The following is a 15,614-nucleotide window of genomic DNA, read 5'->3' as shown; positions in this document are numbered from 1 at the left end:
GGTCACCAGAAGCACTGGCCAAGCGTTGTGATCGGATCAATGAACTGGCTGATCTCTGCCACAACCTGCCCGGATACCTCGCACACGGACGGCGGCACCGCGCCGCGGACGGGCTGCGGTACGTGTGGCGAGGCTCGTCAGGACGGAAACGCAACTGGCTCCGGAGTCGCTTGGACCACCTCGGCTACGACTACGGCTGGCTGGAGGCTCTCGACGTGGAGGAGCCCCGCCGACGGCCCTCATGAGCCATCCGTGGGCCAGTGACCGTGGTTCGCAGCGCGCCGCACCATCGCTGTTGCAACGTCGGCGGGCCAGCCGCCTATCAGGCAAGGAACGCCCGAAGCTGCCCTATCGCACCCCGCACCTCGGCCCGGTGCCTGCCCTCCTTGACCCACGCCGGCAGGCGTTCGACCAGGGTCTGGCTTCCCATGTACTGGCCGCGTTCCCGCAGCTGAGCGGACACGTACGCCTCCAGCAGGTCCAGGTGTTCGGCGTTGTACGCCCAGAGCACTCGACCACGGCACTCGATCGAGAGCCAGAGTGGTTGGCCGAAGTACGGGTCGTTCGGGCCCGAGAACTCAGGGAACGCGCGTGCGTTGTTTGCGAGTCGAGGGGCCTCCCAGAGGGCCGTGTACGCGCACCCGAGACAACTGAGCCGACGACGCAGCCAGACGTCGTGCCGAGTACCGTCGGCTTCCTCGGGACACGGAAGGACCGAGGCACGTTCTGCACAGCGTGGGCAGCGGACGAGAACCTCGCCAGCAGCCAAGCCGCCCAGCCAGTTCCTCGGATCTCGGAAGCGCCCGGTGCTTCCTCTCTCAGCCGACGCCATTGATCAAACGTACAGCCATCGACACAGACCCCGGGGCCACTGTCAGCGCCCAGCCGCGCCGAGAAGTGATGTCGGGCAAGTGGGCGCTTGGCGCAGGCCACTACGCTCCACACCAGAAGTGTGGGACTCGACTCTCCACCTCCCGGGCTCTGGAGGTACTGGTGCCGGTCGTGCTTGGGCCATACCCGCTGTGCCCGACGTGCCAGAAGACGAACGGCGGCCTCATCGCCGCCAAGCACCGCCAGATTCACCTCCGGGCGCACGGCAGGGAGGCGTGTGTCGATGCGGGCCTTGCCGGACTCATGGCCAGCCTCTGGGCTGTCTGCGACACGCGTAGCTGTTGCGAGAGCGACCGCGGGCGGGCGTACGTCGTACCGACCGCGGACACGTGCGATGCAGCGGAACACCTGCTGACCAGGCTCGGACTGCGCCCGACGAATCTCGACGGGATCATATATTTCCACAGGCCCAGCTCCTTTCGACTGGACGACGCCGGCCAGGTGCGACGCGTGCTGGAACAACCGGGCGGTGCCCACTCGCGCTGGCGGGTGAACGAGAACGGGGTGTTCGAACCCGTCCGCACGGCAGACGAATCCGCCGGCTCTGACGCCGGTCCATGACGAGCGTCCCCTCAGCGACTACCGTGCCCTGATGGCCGTCTCGTCGTACGTGGCCCGGCTGCGGGCGGTGATCGGCCACGAGTTGATCCAGATGCCGTCGGTGTCGGTCGTCGTCGTCGACGAACGCGCACGGGTCCTGCTGGTACGTCATGCCGAGGACGGGAACGGGTGGGCGGTGCCCGGCGGCGCGGTCGACATCGGAGAGTCGCCGGCCCAGGCGGCCGTGCGTGAGATCCGCGAGGAGATCGGCGTCCGGATCAGCCGGCCGCGGCTGCTGGACGTGCTCGGCGGCCCCGACTACGAGGTGAGCTACCCGAACGGCGACCGCGTCGCCTACGTCACCGCGGTCTACCAGGCGACCATCGCCGACGGAGAGCCGGTCCCCGACCACGAGGAGATCGGTGAGCTGGACTGGTTCACCCCACCGCAGCTAGCCGGTGCCGATCTCAACCGCTTCTCCCGGGCGCTACTGCGGGCCACCGGTCACCTCGCCGGTTGACGGCGACCGCTTCTCGCAGGCCGCTCCGCCGCCGACGGTCGAAAGGAAGCTTCCCGGTCAGGCCGGTCGGCGGTTGGCGTCCGCCCACTCCGCGTCGTTCCAGAGCGCGGGGACCGCGCCGACCGGCTGGAACCGGATCTGCGGATCGTTGCTCTGCACGAGACACATGAGACGGCGGCCGATCAGGCTTGCGCTTCGGGAGTGGCGCGCCATCGTGTCCAGCACGATCTGGGCGGACCGCGGGCAGTGCGTGGCGAACGTGTCGTAGCCGGTGAACACGAGGACGAGGCCGGCCGCCTGGGGCGTCCAGGTGGGTGACCTGGTAGCCGTGATCGCGTAGCCATCCGGTCGTCCGATCGAGGATCGGCGAACGCCAGAACAGAGTCACCGGCGTATTGCTCATGAGGCGGAAAGCCCGGTCCCCGCTGAGATCGGCTTCCGCGTCGAAGGCGGTCACGACCGGGAGAGTACAGCCGCGACCGTACGCGAGCGCCATCGCTCCTCGACGGCGACGGACGGGCCGACCGTCCACCGCGGGCCGTGCAGGCGCACCCCGTCCAGATCTAGCCCTCTGCCGACTGGCGGCCTGCGGATCGGCTCCACAGCCGGGCCTCGGCCGACAACTGCGCAAACACCTTCTCCTTTGCTGCGCCGTACTGGGCCCGACTGTGGGGATGCAGCGCGGCTGCACGCCTCTTTGCCGCCTCGTAGCGACGGGCAGCGTCCGGGGTGGCCGCGAGGTAGGCGCGAAAGACTCGGTTCGCCTCCGGCACCGGCGACGTGACTCCGAAAACGTGCAGGTGGTGGCTTCGCTTTCCGGCCGTGTCCTTCGCGAGGAACAAGTGCTCATCGTCGTCCGGGAAGGCCAACGGACGATAGGCGTACCCGAGCTGCTCAAGTGACCGGACGTCGGCGACCACCGCACCTACCTCAGGCACCACCACCAGGATGTCGATGACGGGTTTGGCAGCCAGGCCGGGAACGCTGGTGGAGCCGAAATGCTCGACGCTCAGCGCCGCGGGAAGCGCCTCCGACAACAGCCGTTCTTCGATCCTGAATCGCTCGGGCCAGGCCGGGTCGTAGGGCACCACCTCGACTACAGGCACGTCGTCGCTCACATCGGCCACCGTAGCGGCTGGCACCTTCTTCCGACCGAGGCTACGACCCGGCTGGGGGCAGAACACGAGGCACATCAGGCGCCCACCGAACAGGGCGGGCTGAACCTCGCTCAGGCCGCCGTCAGCGCCGCCAGGGCCCGGTCCATCGCGGCGTTGAACTCCTCCGGCGTCAGCGTCAGCCGGGACTTGACGTCGCGGCTCCACTGGTCGGCGAGGACTTCGGCGGCACCGGCCTCGACGCCGTCGAGCGCCGCGTCGGCCAGGTCGGACGGCGCGATCTTGTCCACCGGCCAGCCGGCGGACATGTCGGTGTCGGCCAGGCCGAGGTGCACCGCCGTCACGAGCGTGCCCTGGTCGGCGAGTTCCAGGCGTACGCCGTTCGTCATCGCCCACGCGGCGGCCTTGGTCAGGTGGTACGCGCCGGCGCCCCTGGTTCCGAACCACGACATGGCGGAGAGCACGTTCACGATCGCGCCCCCGCCCTTGCGGCCGAGCGCCGGCGCGAAGGCCCGGATCATCTCCAGGTGCCCGAGCACGTTCGTGTCCACCTCGTGCCGCAGCGCGTCCAGCGAACCGGCCACCAGGTCGGTGCCGGTCTGGATCCCGGCGTTGTTGACGAGCAGCGTGACGTCCGGGGCGGCAGCGGCGACGGCACGCACCGATGCGGGACTGGTGATGTCGAGCGCCAGCACCTCGACCCCTGGCAGGTCGACGGTTTCCGGCCGGCGTGCGGTCGCGTAGACCTTGCGGGCGCCGCGTTCGAGCAGGCGCTGGGCGAAGGCGCGGCCCAGGCCGCGGTTGGCGCCGGTGACGAGGGCTACCGAGTTGGTGATGTCCATGCCCGGTACGCTAAAACCTGACGTTGACGTCAGAGGCAAGTGCTGGGCGCCCGAGCCGGGGTGAGAGGAGTCACCGTGCCCGAGCAGCTGATCCGCATCGGCGAGGTGGCGCGCGGCGCCGGTGTCTCGGTGCGCGCGGTGCGCTACTACGAGGAACAGGGTCTTCTCTTCCCCAGGCGCAGCCCGTCCGGCCAGCGCCTCTACCGGCCGGACACGGTCACGCTGGTCCGCTTCATCCAGCAGATGTACGCGGCGGGCCTGACCAGCAGCCGGATCGCGGAACTCCTGCCGTGCTGGGACTCCGGGCACACCGACACGGCGCAGCGGGCCATGCTGCGCGCCGAGCGCGAGCGCATCCAGGCCAGGGTCGACGAGCTGCGGGCCGCGCTGGACCGCCTCGACGAGGTCATCGCGATCACCGACACCCACCCGTAGGCGCGGCCCGCCGGACGCCGCAGATCTCAGCGGCCCTCGGTCTCGCGGTGGGCACGCAGTGCGCCGGCGACGGCCAGCCCCACGCCGCCCAGAGCGACAGCCATCTCCACGGCCGAGGAGACCTCGATGGCACTGGCCGCCGGAGCACCCACGCTGATCATGATCCCCGGTTGCAGGAAGGCGCCCTCGGCGGGCTTGACCAGGGTCCACCAGGTCGCCCACGCGGAGGCGAGAGCCGAGCAGGCCCTCACGGCGACCAGCGCCAGCAGGATCATCCCGGTCGGGAGGAGCCCGTGCCGGTCGCTCCGCCACCCGGACGACGCGAGCAACCCGGCGGTGACGAGCACGGCGAGCAACCCCGGCCACACTGCGGCGAACAGGTCGAGCAGCGGCGGTTCGCCGGGCGCCAGCGCCACGCTCGCCACGCACCAGACGAGCACTGCCACCGCCAGGACCGTCGTCACCACACCCCGCCGCCCGCCGCGTGCCGGCAGCGCCGACACGGCGACCGCGAGCAGGAGTACGCCGAGAACGAGGCCCCACGCGATGAGCCGCTGCCGGTCCATGCCGTCCTGCCAGTGCTCCAGCAGGTACGCCCTCGCCGCCGCCTGGCCCCGTGTCAGGTCGCCCGCGTCCGTCCCCCATCCCCGATGCCGGAGCAGGTTCGCCGCCACCAGGGCGAACACCCCGGCACCGGCCGCGACGCCCCGCCGCACCCGGGGCGTACCGGAGGTGGTGAGCGCGTGGCCGCACAGGGCCGCCAGGGTGGCCGCTGCCCACAGCAGCGACGCGTCCGGCATGGCGAGCAGCGCCGCCCCGACCGACAGCAGGCCGGCCACGACCGCGGCGGCTCCCAGGCTCGGCGACAGACGCATGGCGCAGAGAGTGGCACAGGAATCCCGACCACGGTGACCCGCCGGTTTCGTCGGTGGTCTCGGGCATGATCGCGTGCGCCGCCGGACGACGAGGCGGGTGCCCCGAACGAGATCTCCTCCTGAAGGTTCTCCGGGGACTAGCGTGCCGTGCCGGCGAGCAGCCACCGCCGGACGGGCACCTCCAGCAGCACCCGCTCACCGTCCGGGATGACCGGCTGCCGGATGTCCCATCCGCCGTACTTCTCCGCGAACGCCGCGACGACCTCGGGCGGGAAGCCGGTGCGGTGTACGCGGGCCTCGCCCTCCGCGACGACCGGGTGGACGCCGTCCTCCAGGGCGAGCGAGACGCGGGGGTCGGCCGTCACGTTGCGGGCCTTGACGCTGCGCCCCTCGCAGCCGATCCACCAGACGCCGTCGGCGTAGACGAACCACACCGGCGTGACGTGCGGAGAGCCGTCACGGCGCAGCGTGCAGAGCCAGACGTTGCGCTCGCGGGCGAGCCGGTCCTCGACGGCCGGCGGGAGCGGTGTGGCGGGAGATGAGGCCATGCGACAAGTGGATCAGGTGTCACGCGGCGGCACGCGACCGGCTCACTCGCAGATCCGCCACTCGCCGTCTTCCTTGACCATCGGGAACGACTGGGTCACGTTCGTGCCGACCGACGGCGTGAAGCGGATGGTCGTCGACCCGCTCACCCGCCCGTTGTTGTTCGACACGTTCAGCCCGGTGATCTCGTAGCCGGTGAACTCCGGCTGGGAGGACTGCTGCCGGGTGAAGTCCGCCTCGCTGACCCGGTCGCGCACCGAAGAGCAGAACTGCCGGTACGCGGCGGGATAGTCGCGGTCGACGATCGCCTCGGCGTAGGTCTCCGCTGTGGACCGGGCCGGGCCGGTGGCTTCCTGCACGGCCCGGAAGAGGAAGAAGCCGGCGAGCACACCGCCGGAGCAACAGATCGCCAGCACCACGCCGAGCACGATGAACAGGGTTCGCTTGGACTTCTTCGGCGGCGCCATGGCCGGCTGGTATGCCATACCCCGCAGGGTAGGAAACACCGGCAACCGTAAACCGGATGCTGCGGCTCCGCTTCTCGGCGACCATCGATCGATGCCCGCACACCGCCCGGCCGAACCGGACATCAGTCGCTACTACACCGAGGTCTACGCCGAGGCCGACCGGCTGGAAGGGTCACCGCAGGGCCGGCTGGAGGCACGGCGTACCCGCGATCTGCTCGCCCGGCTGCTGCCCGCCGCACCCGCGGACGTGCTGGACGTCGGCGGCGGTCCCGGTGCCTACGCGGGTCCGCTCGCCGCGGCCGGTTACCGGGTGCACCTGGTCGACCTGGTGCCCGCGCACGTGGCGGCGGCGCGGTCCGCGTACCCGCTGGTGACCGCGTCGGTGGGGGACGCCCGCGCGTTGCCGTCGCCCGACGCGGCGGCGGACGCGACGCTGCTGCTCGGCCCGCTCTACCACCTGCCGCGGCAGGCCGACCGGGTGGCGGCGCTGCGCGAGGCGGCGCGGGTGACCCGGCCGGGCGGGACGGTCGTGGCGGCGGCGATCAGCCGCCACGCCGCGCTGATCGACCTGAGCGCGCAGGGCCGCGTCGACGAGCACAACCGTCGGTTGCTGCGCGCCGAGTACGAGACCGGCGTGAACGATCCGCGCACGGGCTTCACCACCGCGTTCTTCCACCGGCCGGAGGAACTGGCCGCCGACTTCGTCGCGGCCGGGCTGCCCGACCCCCAGGTGTACGGGGTGGAGGGTCCGCTGTGGCCGCTGCTGAACGCGCTCGGCACCGGGTCGCACGAGCGGTTGTTCGCCGACGCGCTGGCCTGCGCCGAGACGTTCGAGCGGGACGCGGCGATCCTCGGCGCCAGCGCCCACCTGCTCGCCGCCGCGCGCCGCTGACCGCCGGGCCGGACGCCGCTGCTTTACGCCGGAGCGAAACTCGTCAAGCACCAAGGGTGACCAGTTGCGACAAACAGTGTTATTCTCCAGCGTCAATCTATGCCGCGCGGACCCGGCCGGGTCGCTGCCGGAAGGACATCCCCCCGATGCCGGTCGCTGCCGCCATGCCCCTGTCACGGGCCCCGCTGGCCCGTCCGGCGGGTGACGCGTTCAGCCGGATCTTCACCACCCTGCCGGCGCTGCTGCGGCTCACCTGCGGCCTGGTCGGCGCGGTGGTCGCGCTGTCGGTGCGTACGCCACCGGTGCGGGTGGCGCTGCTGGTCCCCGCGGTGGTCGTGCTGACCGCCTGGTCGGTCTGGTACGCGTTCCGCGCGTTCCGGCACGGCATCGGCGGCGCGCTGGTCGCCGGGGACGTGGCGCTGACCACCGCCGCCGCGCTCGCCGTCCCGTGGCTCGTCGCGCCGGAGGTGCTGCCGGGCGAGGCCAGCTGGGTCGCGGTGCTGGCCAGCTCGACAGTCATCAACGCGCAGGCCACCGCCCCGGCCCGCTGGTCCGTGCCGGCCGGCCTGCTGGTCACCGCCGCGTACGTGACCGGCACCACGCTGGCCGGCAACCCGGTCGAGGCGCGGGCGCACGCCGGGACGCTGCTGGTGCAGACCGGCAGCGCGGCGGTGATGACGGCGGTGATGCGCCGCCGGATCGCCCGTGCCGACGCCGCGTTCGCCGACTACCAGCGGCTGTCCCACGAGGCGGTGGTGGCACGCGCCGCCCGCGAGGACGAACGGCGGCAGAACCGCGACCTGCACGACACCGTCCTGGGCACGCTCACCATGGTCGGCCTCGGCGCCGTACCCGACTCGGCGACGTTGCGCGAGCGGTGCGCGGACGATCTGCGTACCCTCACCGCCCTGGCGGGCGCGCGGACCGCGACCGCGCCCGGCGAGGCCGACCTGGACGAACGGCTGCGTGAGGTGCTGGCTGGGACGCCGGGGCTCGCGGTGACCGCGACGCTCGCGCCGTGCCGGCTGCCGGCGGAGGTCGCCACGGCGCTCGCCGACAGCGCCGCCGCCGCGCTGGCGAACGTGGCCCGCCACGCGCCGGGCGCGGCCACGTCGCTGCGCCTGGCCCGCGAGGGCGGCACCGTCGTGGTCGAGGTGGTCGACGACGGTCCCGGTTTCGACCCGTCCACGGTCCCGGCCCACCGGTACGGGCTGCGCGAGTCGATCCACGGGAGGATGAGCACTGTGGGCGGTCGGGCGGTGGTGACTTCCGCCCCTGGCACCGGCACCCGGATTCGGCTGGAGTGGTCCGATGGCGAGTGAGTCGGGTACGGCCGTGACGGCCGGCTCCGCGCTGCGCCCGCTGCCCCGGCCGTGGACGGCGACGCGCTCCGCGGCGGCCACGGCCCCGCCGGAGGCGCACGCGGTGGCCGACGCGTCCGACGGCGGCGCGCGGATCGCCGCGATCGTCATCGCGGCGGCCTGGCACCTGGCGGTGGCGCTGCCGGCCGTGTTGCGGGCCGGACCGGGGATGGCCTTCCCGGCCGTGGTGGCGACGGGCTGGCTGGTGACCGCGCTGGTCGGGGTCGGGGCCGGCGTACGGCTGCTGCGCGGCGGGCTGCCGGCGGCCGGGCCGCTGGCCGCGGTGCTGCTGGTGGTCGACGCGGCGGTGGTCGCCGGGGCCGGCGACCGGTTCCTGTTCAGCACCGCCAACTGGGTGTGGGGCGGTCTGGCCTGGTTCTTCCTGCTGGTGCTCTGGCAGCGGCCGGTGCGCCGGCTGCTGGTCATGCTCGCCGCGCACGGCACGATCGCGCTGGCGGCGGTGATGCTGTACGGGGCGACCGCGCCGGCCGACCTGAGCCGGGCCGCGATGTACGTCTACGGCACCTCCACCCTGCCGGTGGCGGTCTTCGTCGGCGCGGCCGCGCTCACCGCGCAGGCCCGGAACCGGGCGGCCACCGCCGCGGCGACGCTCGCCGTGGCGGCGGAGCAGGAGGCGGCCGAGCGGGCCCGCACCGAACGGCAGGCACGGCTGGCGCTGGTCAGCGGCACCGCCGAGGAGGTGCTGGCCGAGCTGGCGGCGGGCGACGCCGACCCGGCCGACCCGGCGGTACGGCGGCGCGCGGTGCTGGCGGCGGCCCGGCTGCGCCGGCTCATCGCCGAGTCGGACGACGTGCCGGACGCGCTGCTGCACGAACTGCGCGCGGCGGCCGACCTGGCCGAACGCAACGGACTGCCGATCGACCTGGTGTCGGTCGGCACGCCGCCGGAGTTGCCGGTGGAGATCCGGCGCGGGCTGGCCGACCCGCTCACCGCGGCGCTCGCCGCCGCCGAGGGTTGGGCCCGGCTCACAGTGGTAGCAGGCCAGGACGAGGTGGTGGTCAGCCTGGTGACACCGGATCACGACGGCCCGGACGAGCCGGCGACCGGCGGGGACGGGCCGGTGGAACACCTGCACGAGCGGGACGGGGAGATCAGATGGACGCAGACCCGCTGGCGGCGGACGTGAACGCCGGAACCCCGATCGGGGTGGCGATCGTGGACGACCATCCGGTGGTGATCGACGGGGTGCGCGCCTGGCTGGCCCGCGAGCCCCGGTTGCGGGTGCTGGCCACCGGCGACGACCCGGACGAGGTGCTGCGGGCCGCGCCGGACGCCGAGGTGGTGCTGCTCGACCTGCGCCTGCACGGCCGGATGGTGCTGGACAAGCTGGCCGAGCTGAGCGCGGCCGGGCGCCGGGTGGTGGTCTACTCCGAGCACAGCGACGCGCAGACCATGCTCGCCGCGCTCGACGCCGGGGCGGTCGCGTTCCTGGCCAAGCACGAGGGGCGCGAGCACTGCGTGGCCACCGTGCTGGCGGCGGCGAGCGACCGGCCGTACGTGCCCCCGGCGCTGGCCGGCGCGATGGTCGGTGACGCCCGCCCGGATCGTCCGTCCCTGTCGGACAAGGAGCGCGAGGCGCTGCTGCTGTGGTTCCAGTCGATGTCGAAGGCGTCGGTGGCGCGCCGGATGCAGATCAGTGAGCACACCGTGAAGCAGTACGTCGACCGTGCGCGGATCAAGTACACCCGAGCGGGGCGTCCGGCCGCCACGAAGGCGGCACTGCTCGCCCGGGCGATCGAGGACGGACTCGTCCGACCGGAAGATATCGGCATCTACCGGTCGCAGGCGTCGGCCGACCGGCCGACCCCCTAACAGGCGTCATGACAGTCACCCCAGGAATCGGGCAGGCTCGCCGTTACCGCCAACCGTCATCGGGAGGTCGTACCGTGCCGGAGGACGCCACACCCTTCTTCGTCGGACCGCACCGGTTCGACGCCGACGACGACCCCACCCGTCCCGTGCTCGACCGGCGCTACGAGCTGGTGCCCGAGCCGGGCGAACGTCTGCTCGGTCAGCACTGCCTGCGCGTCGCCGGGCACCTGCTCGGCCCGAGCGAGGACGTCCGCTGCTGGTCGCTGCCCGCCCCGGCGACGATCACCGTGACCGACCGCCGTCTGGCGTACGTCTGCACCGGCTCCGAACTGTCGGTGGTGTCCGGGCGGGACAGCCGGGCAGGTGCCCGGCACCGGCGTCCGGCCCGGCTGTCCCGCCTGGTCAGCGGCCAGATCCGCTGGCAGTGGCCGTCCCGGCTGGAGCTGGCCGAGGTGGGCGACGGCATCGCCGAGCTGCGCATCGTCTGCGACGCGCTGCGCACCATCCGGCAGCCGGCGCTGGCGCTGACCGGGCCGGTCGGTCTGGTCGCCGGGCTGGCCCGGCAGGTACGCCGCTCGGTGGCCGGTTTCCGGCTCGCCAACGCCGACCTGGTGGACCTGTCCCCGCCGGAACGGGACGTCCTCGCCGTCCGGGTCGCCGCCTCCCCCGGCCCGACGCTGGGCACCGTGACGCTGCCGGGATCGCTGCCGGTGGAGTTCCTGTCCCGCGACGACTACTACCGTCCGCCGGAGGCCGAGGCGTCGCCGTGGGCGTGGTCCGGCTTCCCCGCCCACGACCAGCCCGGCTCCGCCTGCTGACGCTCCCCCGCGGCGGAACCCGGCGTGGTCAGGAGGCGCTGCGGGTGCGGCGCTCGGACCGGTCCAGCTCGACCGCCTCCTCCGGGGTCGGCGCGCCGCCGCCCAGGTGGGCCGGCTGCCACCAGGTGTCGTCCGGGCCGGACGGCTTGTCCGGGTACTCCCGCTGGGCCCGGTCGACCAGCGCCGACAGGCGGGTACGCAGGTCGGCGGTCATGACTGTGGCGTCCGGGTAGGCGGACGGGTCCATCGGCTCGCCGACGATGATCGTGATCGGGGTGTGCCGGCGGGTCAGCGTGCGCGGGCGGCCCTTCGTCCACAGCCGCTGGGTGCCCCAGAGCGCGACCGGCAGCAGCGGCACGCCCGCCTCCTGCGACATCCGGGCCGCGCCGTTCTTCAGGTCCTTCACGGTGAAGGAGCGGCTGATCGTCGCCTCCGGGAAGACGCCGACCACCTCACCCCGGCGCAGCGCGCTCACCGCGGCGGCGTACGAGCCGGCGCCGGCGGCCCGGTTGACCGGGATGTGCTTCATGCCGCGCATCAGCGGACCGGAGACCCGGTGCCGGAAGACGCTGTCCTTGGCCATGAACCGGACCAGCCGCTTGGCCGGGTGCGCGCCGTAGCCGCAGAAGATGAAGTCGAGGTAGCTCACGTGGTTGGACGCGAGCACGGCGCCGCCGGTCTGCGGCACGTGGTCGCTGCCGGACACGTCGAGGCGCAGGTCGAGAAGCCGGAACATCGTCTTCGCGGCGGTGATCACAGGGGGGTACACGAGTTCCGACATGTCGAAACTTTACCCCGAGTAGGTTACGCGACCGTAGGGCCGATCTGCCCTCGGCAGACCCGGGTCGCGCACCGGCCCGGGCCCGGCGACGATGGCGACATGACCGAACGCGCGGTGCTGCTCTGGATCCACGGCGGAGGATGGCGGGCCCGCGCCGAGGAGGACGGGACGGCGCTCGCGTCGCTCGGGCTGCGCGTGGTCCCGGCCACGTACCGGTTCTCGCACCAGGCGCGCTGGCCGGCGCAACTCGACGACGTTCGCGCCGCGGCCCGGGCCGCCCGGGCCGCGGCGGGCGGCCTGCCGCTGCTGGTGGGCGGCGACTCGGCCGGCGGGATGCTGGCGCTTCAACTCGGCCTGCGCGGGGTGGACCGGCCCGGCGACGTGGCGGGGGTGCTCGCGTACTGGGCACCCGTCGACCCGCTCGACCCGGAGCAGCGGCGCCGGCGCGCTCCCGGCGACGACCCGTGGACCGACCTGCTGGGCCGTCCGCCGACCGCGGGCGATCCGGCCACCGTCGACGCGACTGTCGCCACCCACCTCGGCTCCGGCGTACCGGTGCTGCTGGTGCAGGGGCGCGACGACGAAGCGGTGCCGGCCGCCCAGCCGGTCGAGCTGGCCGGCCGGCTGCTCGCCGCCGGGCACCCGACGCATCTCTGGCTCACGCACGGCGGTCACGCGCTCGACCTGGCCCGGCCCGACCTGCGCGCGGCCGCCGCCGCGTTCCTGGACAGCGTCCTGCCCGCCGCCGCGGGCGGCTAGGTTCGAAGCATGCCCGACCTCGCCGCGATCGTCATCCACTGCCGCGACCCCTACCTGCTCGCACCGTTCTGGAGTGCGGTCACCGGGCTGCCGGTGGTCGAGGCAGACCGGGTGAAGCTCGCCGAGGGCACGCTCGCGCCGACCGAGGCGGTGCTGCTGCGCGACCCGCACGGACGGCGTCCGGACCTGTGGATCAGCCCCGCCGACGTGCTGCCGGAGCCCGGCCGGATCCACCTCGACCTGGTCGGTGACGCCGAGGAGCGGGCCGCGGTGCTGGAGGCGGGCGCGACAGTCGTGCGCGAGCTGCCGCGCTGGACCGTGCTGGCCGACCCGGAGGGCAACGAGTTCTGCCTGCTCCCCCCGAACGAGGCACACACCGCGCCGCCGCCCGGGCACTGACCCGCCGCCCGGGCGCCGGCACTTGCCCCCGGGCGCCGCCCCGCTCAGTCGGCCAGCTCGTCGAGGTCGAGCCGGCCCCGGGCGAACGCGTCCACCTGGCCCCAGCGACCCGGGATGTCCAGCACCTCGATCCGTCCCATGCCCACCGGCAGCCGCGGGTCGACCGCCAGGTGCCTGTCGTGCGGCTCCAGCCCCAGCATGGTGCGCAGCAGCAACAGCGGCGCGCCGGTCGACCAGGCCTGCGGGCTGCACGCGGTCGGGTACTCCACCGGGAACTTGGTCAGCTCGCGCTGGTAGCCGCCGAACGCCTCCGGCAGCCGGCCGTCGAAGTAGGTGGCCGCGTCGAGGATGCCGTTGGCCACTGTGGCGGCCTCCTCGGCGAAGCCGTACCGGCGCAGGCCCCAGGCGACGAACGAGTTGTCGAACGGCCAGATCGTGCCGTTGTGGTAGCCGATCGGGTTGTAGCGGACCTCGCCCTCGGCCAGCGTCCGCACCCCCCAGCCGGACCAGAGCCGGGGACCGACGAGATGCTCGGCGATCTTCGGCGCCCGCTCGTCGTCCACGATCCCGCTCCACAGCAGGTGCCCGATGTTGGAGGTGAGCACGTCGCACTGGCGCCCGTCCGGGTCCAGCGCGAGCGCGTAGAAGCCGCGGTCGGCGACCCACCAGTCGTTGTTGAAGCGCCGCTTCAGCTCCGCCGCCTCGCGTTCCAGCTGGTCGGCGTACGTGGGGTCGTCCCAGAACTCCCGGGCCATCCGGGCGGCCCGCATCTTCGCGTCGTACGCGTACCCCTGCACCTCGCAGGTCGCCCGCGGGAACGGCGGAAGCGTGCCGTCGGCGTACGAGATGGAGTCCCACGAGTCCTTCCAGCACTGGTTCTCCAGGCCGGTGTCGGTGTTGCGCCGCTCGTACCAGATGTAGCCGTTGCCGAGCAGGTCGGCATAGTCGTCGATCCACTTCAGCGCGGCCCGGCACTCCCGTTCCAGCTCCTTGACCAGCGCGCCGTCGCCGCTCCACCGCTCGTACTCGTCGAGCAGCACCACGAACAGCGGCGTCGCGTCCACCGAGCCGTAGTACGGCGAGTGCGGCTGCTCCTCGAACGCGGCGGTCTCGCCGTACCGCATCTCGTGCAGGATCCGGCCCGGGTCCTCGTCCCGGAAGTCGTCGAACCGGGTGCCCTGCAGCGCGCCGAGGATGCGCAGCGTGGTCTTCGACATCTCCGGCGCGAACGGCAGCACCTGGAGGCAGGTGAGGATGCTGTCCCGGCCGAACATGGTCATGAACCAGGGCAGGCCGGCCGCGGGCAGCGTCTGCCCGCCGAGCGACAGCGGCGAGAAGCGCAGCGCCGCGAGGTCGACCAGGCTCCGCCGGTACGTCGCGGCGAGTTCCTCGTGCTCGCTGTTCAGCTTCGGGGCCCGGCTGATCCACTCCTCCAGGTCGTGCTGGAGCGCGAGGCGCTCGGTGCCGTGCGCGCGCAGTCCCATCCGCAGGTCCCGGCCGCCGGGGCCGATCGCGAACGTCTGCACGTCGATGACGGCGTCCCACTGCTCGTTGGGTTCCAGCCGGATGCTCCAGGCGAAGCCGCGCTGGTCGTAGCGGGCCGGCTGGTTGGCGGAGACGAGCGTCTCGCGCCGGAAGTTGCCACGCCGGTAGCCCAGGCGCAGCCGGTCCGGCTCGGCCTCGGCGTAGTGTTCGCCCTTCTTGTTCAGGATCTCGTCCTTGACCTGGAACAGGTCGGCGAAGTCGGAGCCGGCGTCCATCCGGATCTCCAGGTCGACCGCCTTCTCGTCGTGGTTGAGGATGGTCAGCGTCTCCCGGAAGCTGCCGCCGACAGCCCGCTCCCGGATGACCGACAGCTTCGCGTCGATGTAGTGCGTGGCCATGCCGGGCACCAGGAAGAACCGGGCCTCGTAGTACTGGAGGTCGTCGTAGGAGAGCGCGTTGAGCCGCTCGCCGTTGACGGTCAGGACCCACTTCGACAGGTACCGCGTGTCGAGCGAGAACAGGCCGGTCGGCTCGCTCGGCGTGGCCTCGATGTCGCCGGTGTCCTCGCACACCACGAACGTGTTGCCGTCCAGGATCCGGACGGTGTTGCCGCCGGGCATCAGGCACCCCTCCCGCTAAACGTGTGATGCGGTCCGCGGGAGTCCGGCGGGCCGGGGAAGACCCGCTCGACCTGAAGCACGAGCCACAGGTCGCCGACGACTGTCATGTCGCCGCGCAGCAGCGCCGCGATGGCGTTCTCCTCGCCGCCGACCAGCTCGGCGAACAGGCGCGGCTCGGTGCCGACCACCGTGTCCGCCTCGCCGTCCTCCTGCCGGACCCGCAGGTTGCCCCGATCGATCTCCAGCAGCCAGTGCGTGGTGTGCGGGCCCTCGTGCAGGTCGAAGCGGAGCGTTCCGGATGTCTTGACCAGCAACGGCTCGAACCCCCGCCGGTCCAGGTCCTCGAAGAATCTCGTGGTCATGTCCACCATCCGGGCGACTCCTCCCGCGATCCGCGGTCCACCTGTCGAAGCTCCGTGTCCCCACCCGGTCCGG

At 72.8% G+C, this 15,614-nt stretch carries 19 protein-coding genes; 9 read left to right on the top strand and 10 right to left on the bottom strand.

The window, feature by feature from the left end:
• Window positions 1-322: 322 nt before the first annotated feature.
• Window positions 323-511: a hypothetical protein gene (locus ACN27C_RS14965; protein ID WP_053065259.1), complete on the bottom strand. Its 189-nt coding sequence runs from the start codon at window positions 509-511 to the stop codon at window positions 323-325.
• 972 nt (window positions 512-1,483) lie between these two features.
• Here ACN27C_RS14965 and ACN27C_RS14960 point away from each other — a divergent pair.
• Window positions 1,484-1,951: an NUDIX domain-containing protein gene (locus ACN27C_RS14960; RefSeq protein ID WP_422751423.1), complete on the top strand. Its 468-nt coding sequence runs from the start codon at window positions 1,484-1,486 to the stop codon at window positions 1,949-1,951.
• 57 nt (window positions 1,952-2,008) lie between these two features.
• On the opposite strand, the gene ACN27C_RS14955 is transcribed toward ACN27C_RS14960, so the two are convergent.
• From ACN27C_RS14955 to ACN27C_RS14945, 3 genes are all read right to left on the bottom strand, one after another.
• Window positions 2,009-2,230, bottom strand: a complete 222-nt coding sequence (locus ACN27C_RS14955; RefSeq protein ID WP_422751422.1) for a hypothetical protein — start codon at window positions 2,228-2,230, stop codon at window positions 2,009-2,011.
• Between the two features lie 284 nt (window positions 2,231-2,514).
• Window positions 2,515-3,069 carry a GrpB family protein gene (locus ACN27C_RS14950; protein WP_422751421.1) on the bottom strand — a complete coding sequence of 185 codons (555 nt, stop codon included), beginning with the start codon at window positions 3,067-3,069 and terminating at the stop codon, window positions 2,515-2,517.
• 110 nt (window positions 3,070-3,179) lie between these two features.
• The gene (locus ACN27C_RS14945; protein ID WP_422751420.1) at window positions 3,180-3,908 is read right to left on the bottom strand and encodes an SDR family oxidoreductase; all 729 of its coding nucleotides are present in this window, start codon (window positions 3,906-3,908) and stop codon (window positions 3,180-3,182) included.
• A gap of 75 nt (window positions 3,909-3,983) precedes the next feature.
• Between ACN27C_RS14945 and ACN27C_RS14940 the strand changes: the two genes are divergently transcribed.
• The gene (locus ACN27C_RS14940) at window positions 3,984-4,343 is read left to right on the top strand and encodes a MerR family transcriptional regulator (RefSeq protein WP_422751419.1); all 360 of its coding nucleotides are present in this window, start codon (window positions 3,984-3,986) and stop codon (window positions 4,341-4,343) included.
• 26 nt (window positions 4,344-4,369) lie between these two features.
• Here ACN27C_RS14940 and ACN27C_RS14935 read toward each other — a convergent pair whose 3' ends face one another.
• The 3 genes from ACN27C_RS14935 to ACN27C_RS14925 form a co-directional block, all read right to left on the bottom strand.
• A complete protein-coding gene (locus ACN27C_RS14935) occupies window positions 4,370-5,218 on the bottom strand; it encodes an aminopeptidase (RefSeq protein WP_422751418.1) in 849 nt (282 codons plus the stop codon).
• Between the two features lie 137 nt (window positions 5,219-5,355).
• Window positions 5,356-5,766 carry a pyridoxamine 5'-phosphate oxidase family protein gene (locus ACN27C_RS14930; protein WP_422751417.1) on the bottom strand — a complete coding sequence of 137 codons (411 nt, stop codon included), beginning with the start codon at window positions 5,764-5,766 and terminating at the stop codon, window positions 5,356-5,358.
• A gap of 42 nt (window positions 5,767-5,808) precedes the next feature.
• Window positions 5,809-6,249 carry a hypothetical protein gene (locus ACN27C_RS14925; RefSeq protein WP_393158164.1) on the bottom strand — a complete coding sequence of 147 codons (441 nt, stop codon included), beginning with the start codon at window positions 6,247-6,249 and terminating at the stop codon, window positions 5,809-5,811.
• Between the two features lie 73 nt (window positions 6,250-6,322).
• On the opposite strand from ACN27C_RS14925, the gene ACN27C_RS14920 reads away from it, so the two are divergent.
• The 5 genes from ACN27C_RS14920 (at window position 6,323) to ACN27C_RS14900 (ending at window position 11,135) form a co-directional block, all read left to right on the top strand.
• On the top strand, window positions 6,323-7,123 hold the full coding sequence (locus ACN27C_RS14920; protein WP_047890585.1) for a class I SAM-dependent methyltransferase: 801 nt from the start codon (window positions 6,323-6,325) through the stop codon (window positions 7,121-7,123).
• 146 nt (window positions 7,124-7,269) lie between these two features.
• Window positions 7,270-8,445: an ATP-binding protein gene (locus ACN27C_RS14915; protein ID WP_121684190.1), complete on the top strand. Its 1,176-nt coding sequence runs from the start codon at window positions 7,270-7,272 to the stop codon at window positions 8,443-8,445.
• Window positions 8,435-9,631: a hypothetical protein gene (locus ACN27C_RS14910; RefSeq protein WP_114918616.1), complete on the top strand. Its 1,197-nt coding sequence runs from the start codon at window positions 8,435-8,437 to the stop codon at window positions 9,629-9,631. Before ACN27C_RS14915 ends, ACN27C_RS14910 begins: the two co-directional genes overlap by 11 nt.
• On the top strand, window positions 9,601-10,317 hold the full coding sequence (locus tag ACN27C_RS14905; protein ID WP_422751416.1) for a response regulator: 717 nt from the start codon (window positions 9,601-9,603) through the stop codon (window positions 10,315-10,317). The genes ACN27C_RS14910 and ACN27C_RS14905 overlap by 31 nt, the downstream gene beginning before the upstream one ends.
• Before the next feature lie 74 nt (window positions 10,318-10,391).
• Window positions 10,392-11,135 carry a hypothetical protein gene (locus ACN27C_RS14900; RefSeq protein WP_120573506.1) on the top strand — a complete coding sequence of 248 codons (744 nt, stop codon included), beginning with the start codon at window positions 10,392-10,394 and terminating at the stop codon, window positions 11,133-11,135.
• 28 nt (window positions 11,136-11,163) lie between these two features.
• Here ACN27C_RS14900 and ACN27C_RS14895 read toward each other — a convergent pair whose 3' ends face one another.
• The gene (locus ACN27C_RS14895) at window positions 11,164-11,916 is read right to left on the bottom strand and encodes a lysophospholipid acyltransferase family protein (protein WP_120573505.1); all 753 of its coding nucleotides are present in this window, start codon (window positions 11,914-11,916) and stop codon (window positions 11,164-11,166) included.
• 99 nt (window positions 11,917-12,015) lie between these two features.
• On the opposite strand from ACN27C_RS14895, the gene ACN27C_RS14890 reads away from it, so the two are divergent.
• Window positions 12,016-12,675 carry an alpha/beta hydrolase gene (locus ACN27C_RS14890; protein ID WP_422751415.1) on the top strand — a complete coding sequence of 220 codons (660 nt, stop codon included), beginning with the start codon at window positions 12,016-12,018 and terminating at the stop codon, window positions 12,673-12,675.
• Between the two features lie 9 nt (window positions 12,676-12,684).
• Complete coding sequence (locus tag ACN27C_RS14885; RefSeq protein WP_047890580.1) at window positions 12,685-13,074, top strand: VOC family protein; 390 nt, start codon at window positions 12,685-12,687, stop codon at window positions 13,072-13,074.
• Between the two features lie 44 nt (window positions 13,075-13,118).
• On the opposite strand, the gene ACN27C_RS14880 is transcribed toward ACN27C_RS14885, so the two are convergent.
• Both ACN27C_RS14880 and ACN27C_RS14875 read right to left on the bottom strand, forming a co-directional pair.
• On the bottom strand, window positions 13,119-15,179 hold the full coding sequence (locus ACN27C_RS14880) for a glycogen debranching N-terminal domain-containing protein (protein WP_422751414.1): 2,061 nt from the start codon (window positions 15,177-15,179) through the stop codon (window positions 13,119-13,121).
• A complete protein-coding gene (locus ACN27C_RS14875) occupies window positions 15,179-15,550 on the bottom strand; it encodes an SCP2 sterol-binding domain-containing protein (protein WP_422751413.1) in 372 nt (123 codons plus the stop codon). Before ACN27C_RS14875 ends, ACN27C_RS14880 begins: the two co-directional genes overlap by 1 nt.
• Window positions 15,551-15,614: the final 64 nt, after the last annotated feature.

The organism is Micromonospora sp. WMMD1219 (assembly GCF_049315215.1).
Lineage (GTDB): Bacteria > Actinomycetota > Actinomycetes > Mycobacteriales > Micromonosporaceae > Micromonospora > Micromonospora tulbaghiae.
This window is presented reverse-complemented; position numbering and strand designations above follow the sequence as displayed.

Excerpts from the sequence above, each read along its gene's own strand:
- ACN27C_RS14960 (WP_422751423.1), top strand. The coding sequence starts at position 1,484 with ATGGCCGTCTCGTCGTACGTGGCCCGGCTGCGGGCGGTGATCGGCCAC.
- ACN27C_RS14945 (WP_422751420.1), bottom strand. The coding sequence starts at position 3,908 with ATGGACATCACCAACTCGGTAGCCCTCGTCACCGGCGCCAACCGCGGC.
- ACN27C_RS14935 (WP_422751418.1), bottom strand. The coding sequence starts at position 5,218 with ATGCGTCTGTCGCCGAGCCTGGGAGCCGCCGCGGTCGTGGCCGGCCTG.
- ACN27C_RS14930 (WP_422751417.1), bottom strand. The coding sequence starts at position 5,766 with ATGGCCTCATCTCCCGCCACACCGCTCCCGCCGGCCGTCGAGGACCGG.
- ACN27C_RS14925 (WP_393158164.1), bottom strand. The coding sequence starts at position 6,249 with ATGGCATACCAGCCGGCCATGGCGCCGCCGAAGAAGTCCAAGCGAACC.
- ACN27C_RS14920 (WP_047890585.1), top strand. The coding sequence starts at position 6,323 with ATGCCCGCACACCGCCCGGCCGAACCGGACATCAGTCGCTACTACACC.
- ACN27C_RS14915 (WP_121684190.1), top strand. The coding sequence starts at position 7,270 with ATGCCGGTCGCTGCCGCCATGCCCCTGTCACGGGCCCCGCTGGCCCGT.
- ACN27C_RS14910 (WP_114918616.1), top strand. The coding sequence starts at position 8,435 with ATGGCGAGTGAGTCGGGTACGGCCGTGACGGCCGGCTCCGCGCTGCGC.
- ACN27C_RS14905 (WP_422751416.1), top strand. The coding sequence starts at position 9,601 with ATGGACGCAGACCCGCTGGCGGCGGACGTGAACGCCGGAACCCCGATC.
- ACN27C_RS14895 (WP_120573505.1), bottom strand. The coding sequence starts at position 11,916 with ATGTCGGAACTCGTGTACCCCCCTGTGATCACCGCCGCGAAGACGATG.
- ACN27C_RS14890 (WP_422751415.1), top strand. The coding sequence starts at position 12,016 with ATGACCGAACGCGCGGTGCTGCTCTGGATCCACGGCGGAGGATGGCGG.
- ACN27C_RS14885 (WP_047890580.1), top strand. The coding sequence starts at position 12,685 with ATGCCCGACCTCGCCGCGATCGTCATCCACTGCCGCGACCCCTACCTG.
- ACN27C_RS14880 (WP_422751414.1), bottom strand. The coding sequence starts at position 15,179 with ATGCCCGGCGGCAACACCGTCCGGATCCTGGACGGCAACACGTTCGTG.
- ACN27C_RS14875 (WP_422751413.1), bottom strand. The coding sequence starts at position 15,550 with ATGGTGGACATGACCACGAGATTCTTCGAGGACCTGGACCGGCGGGGG.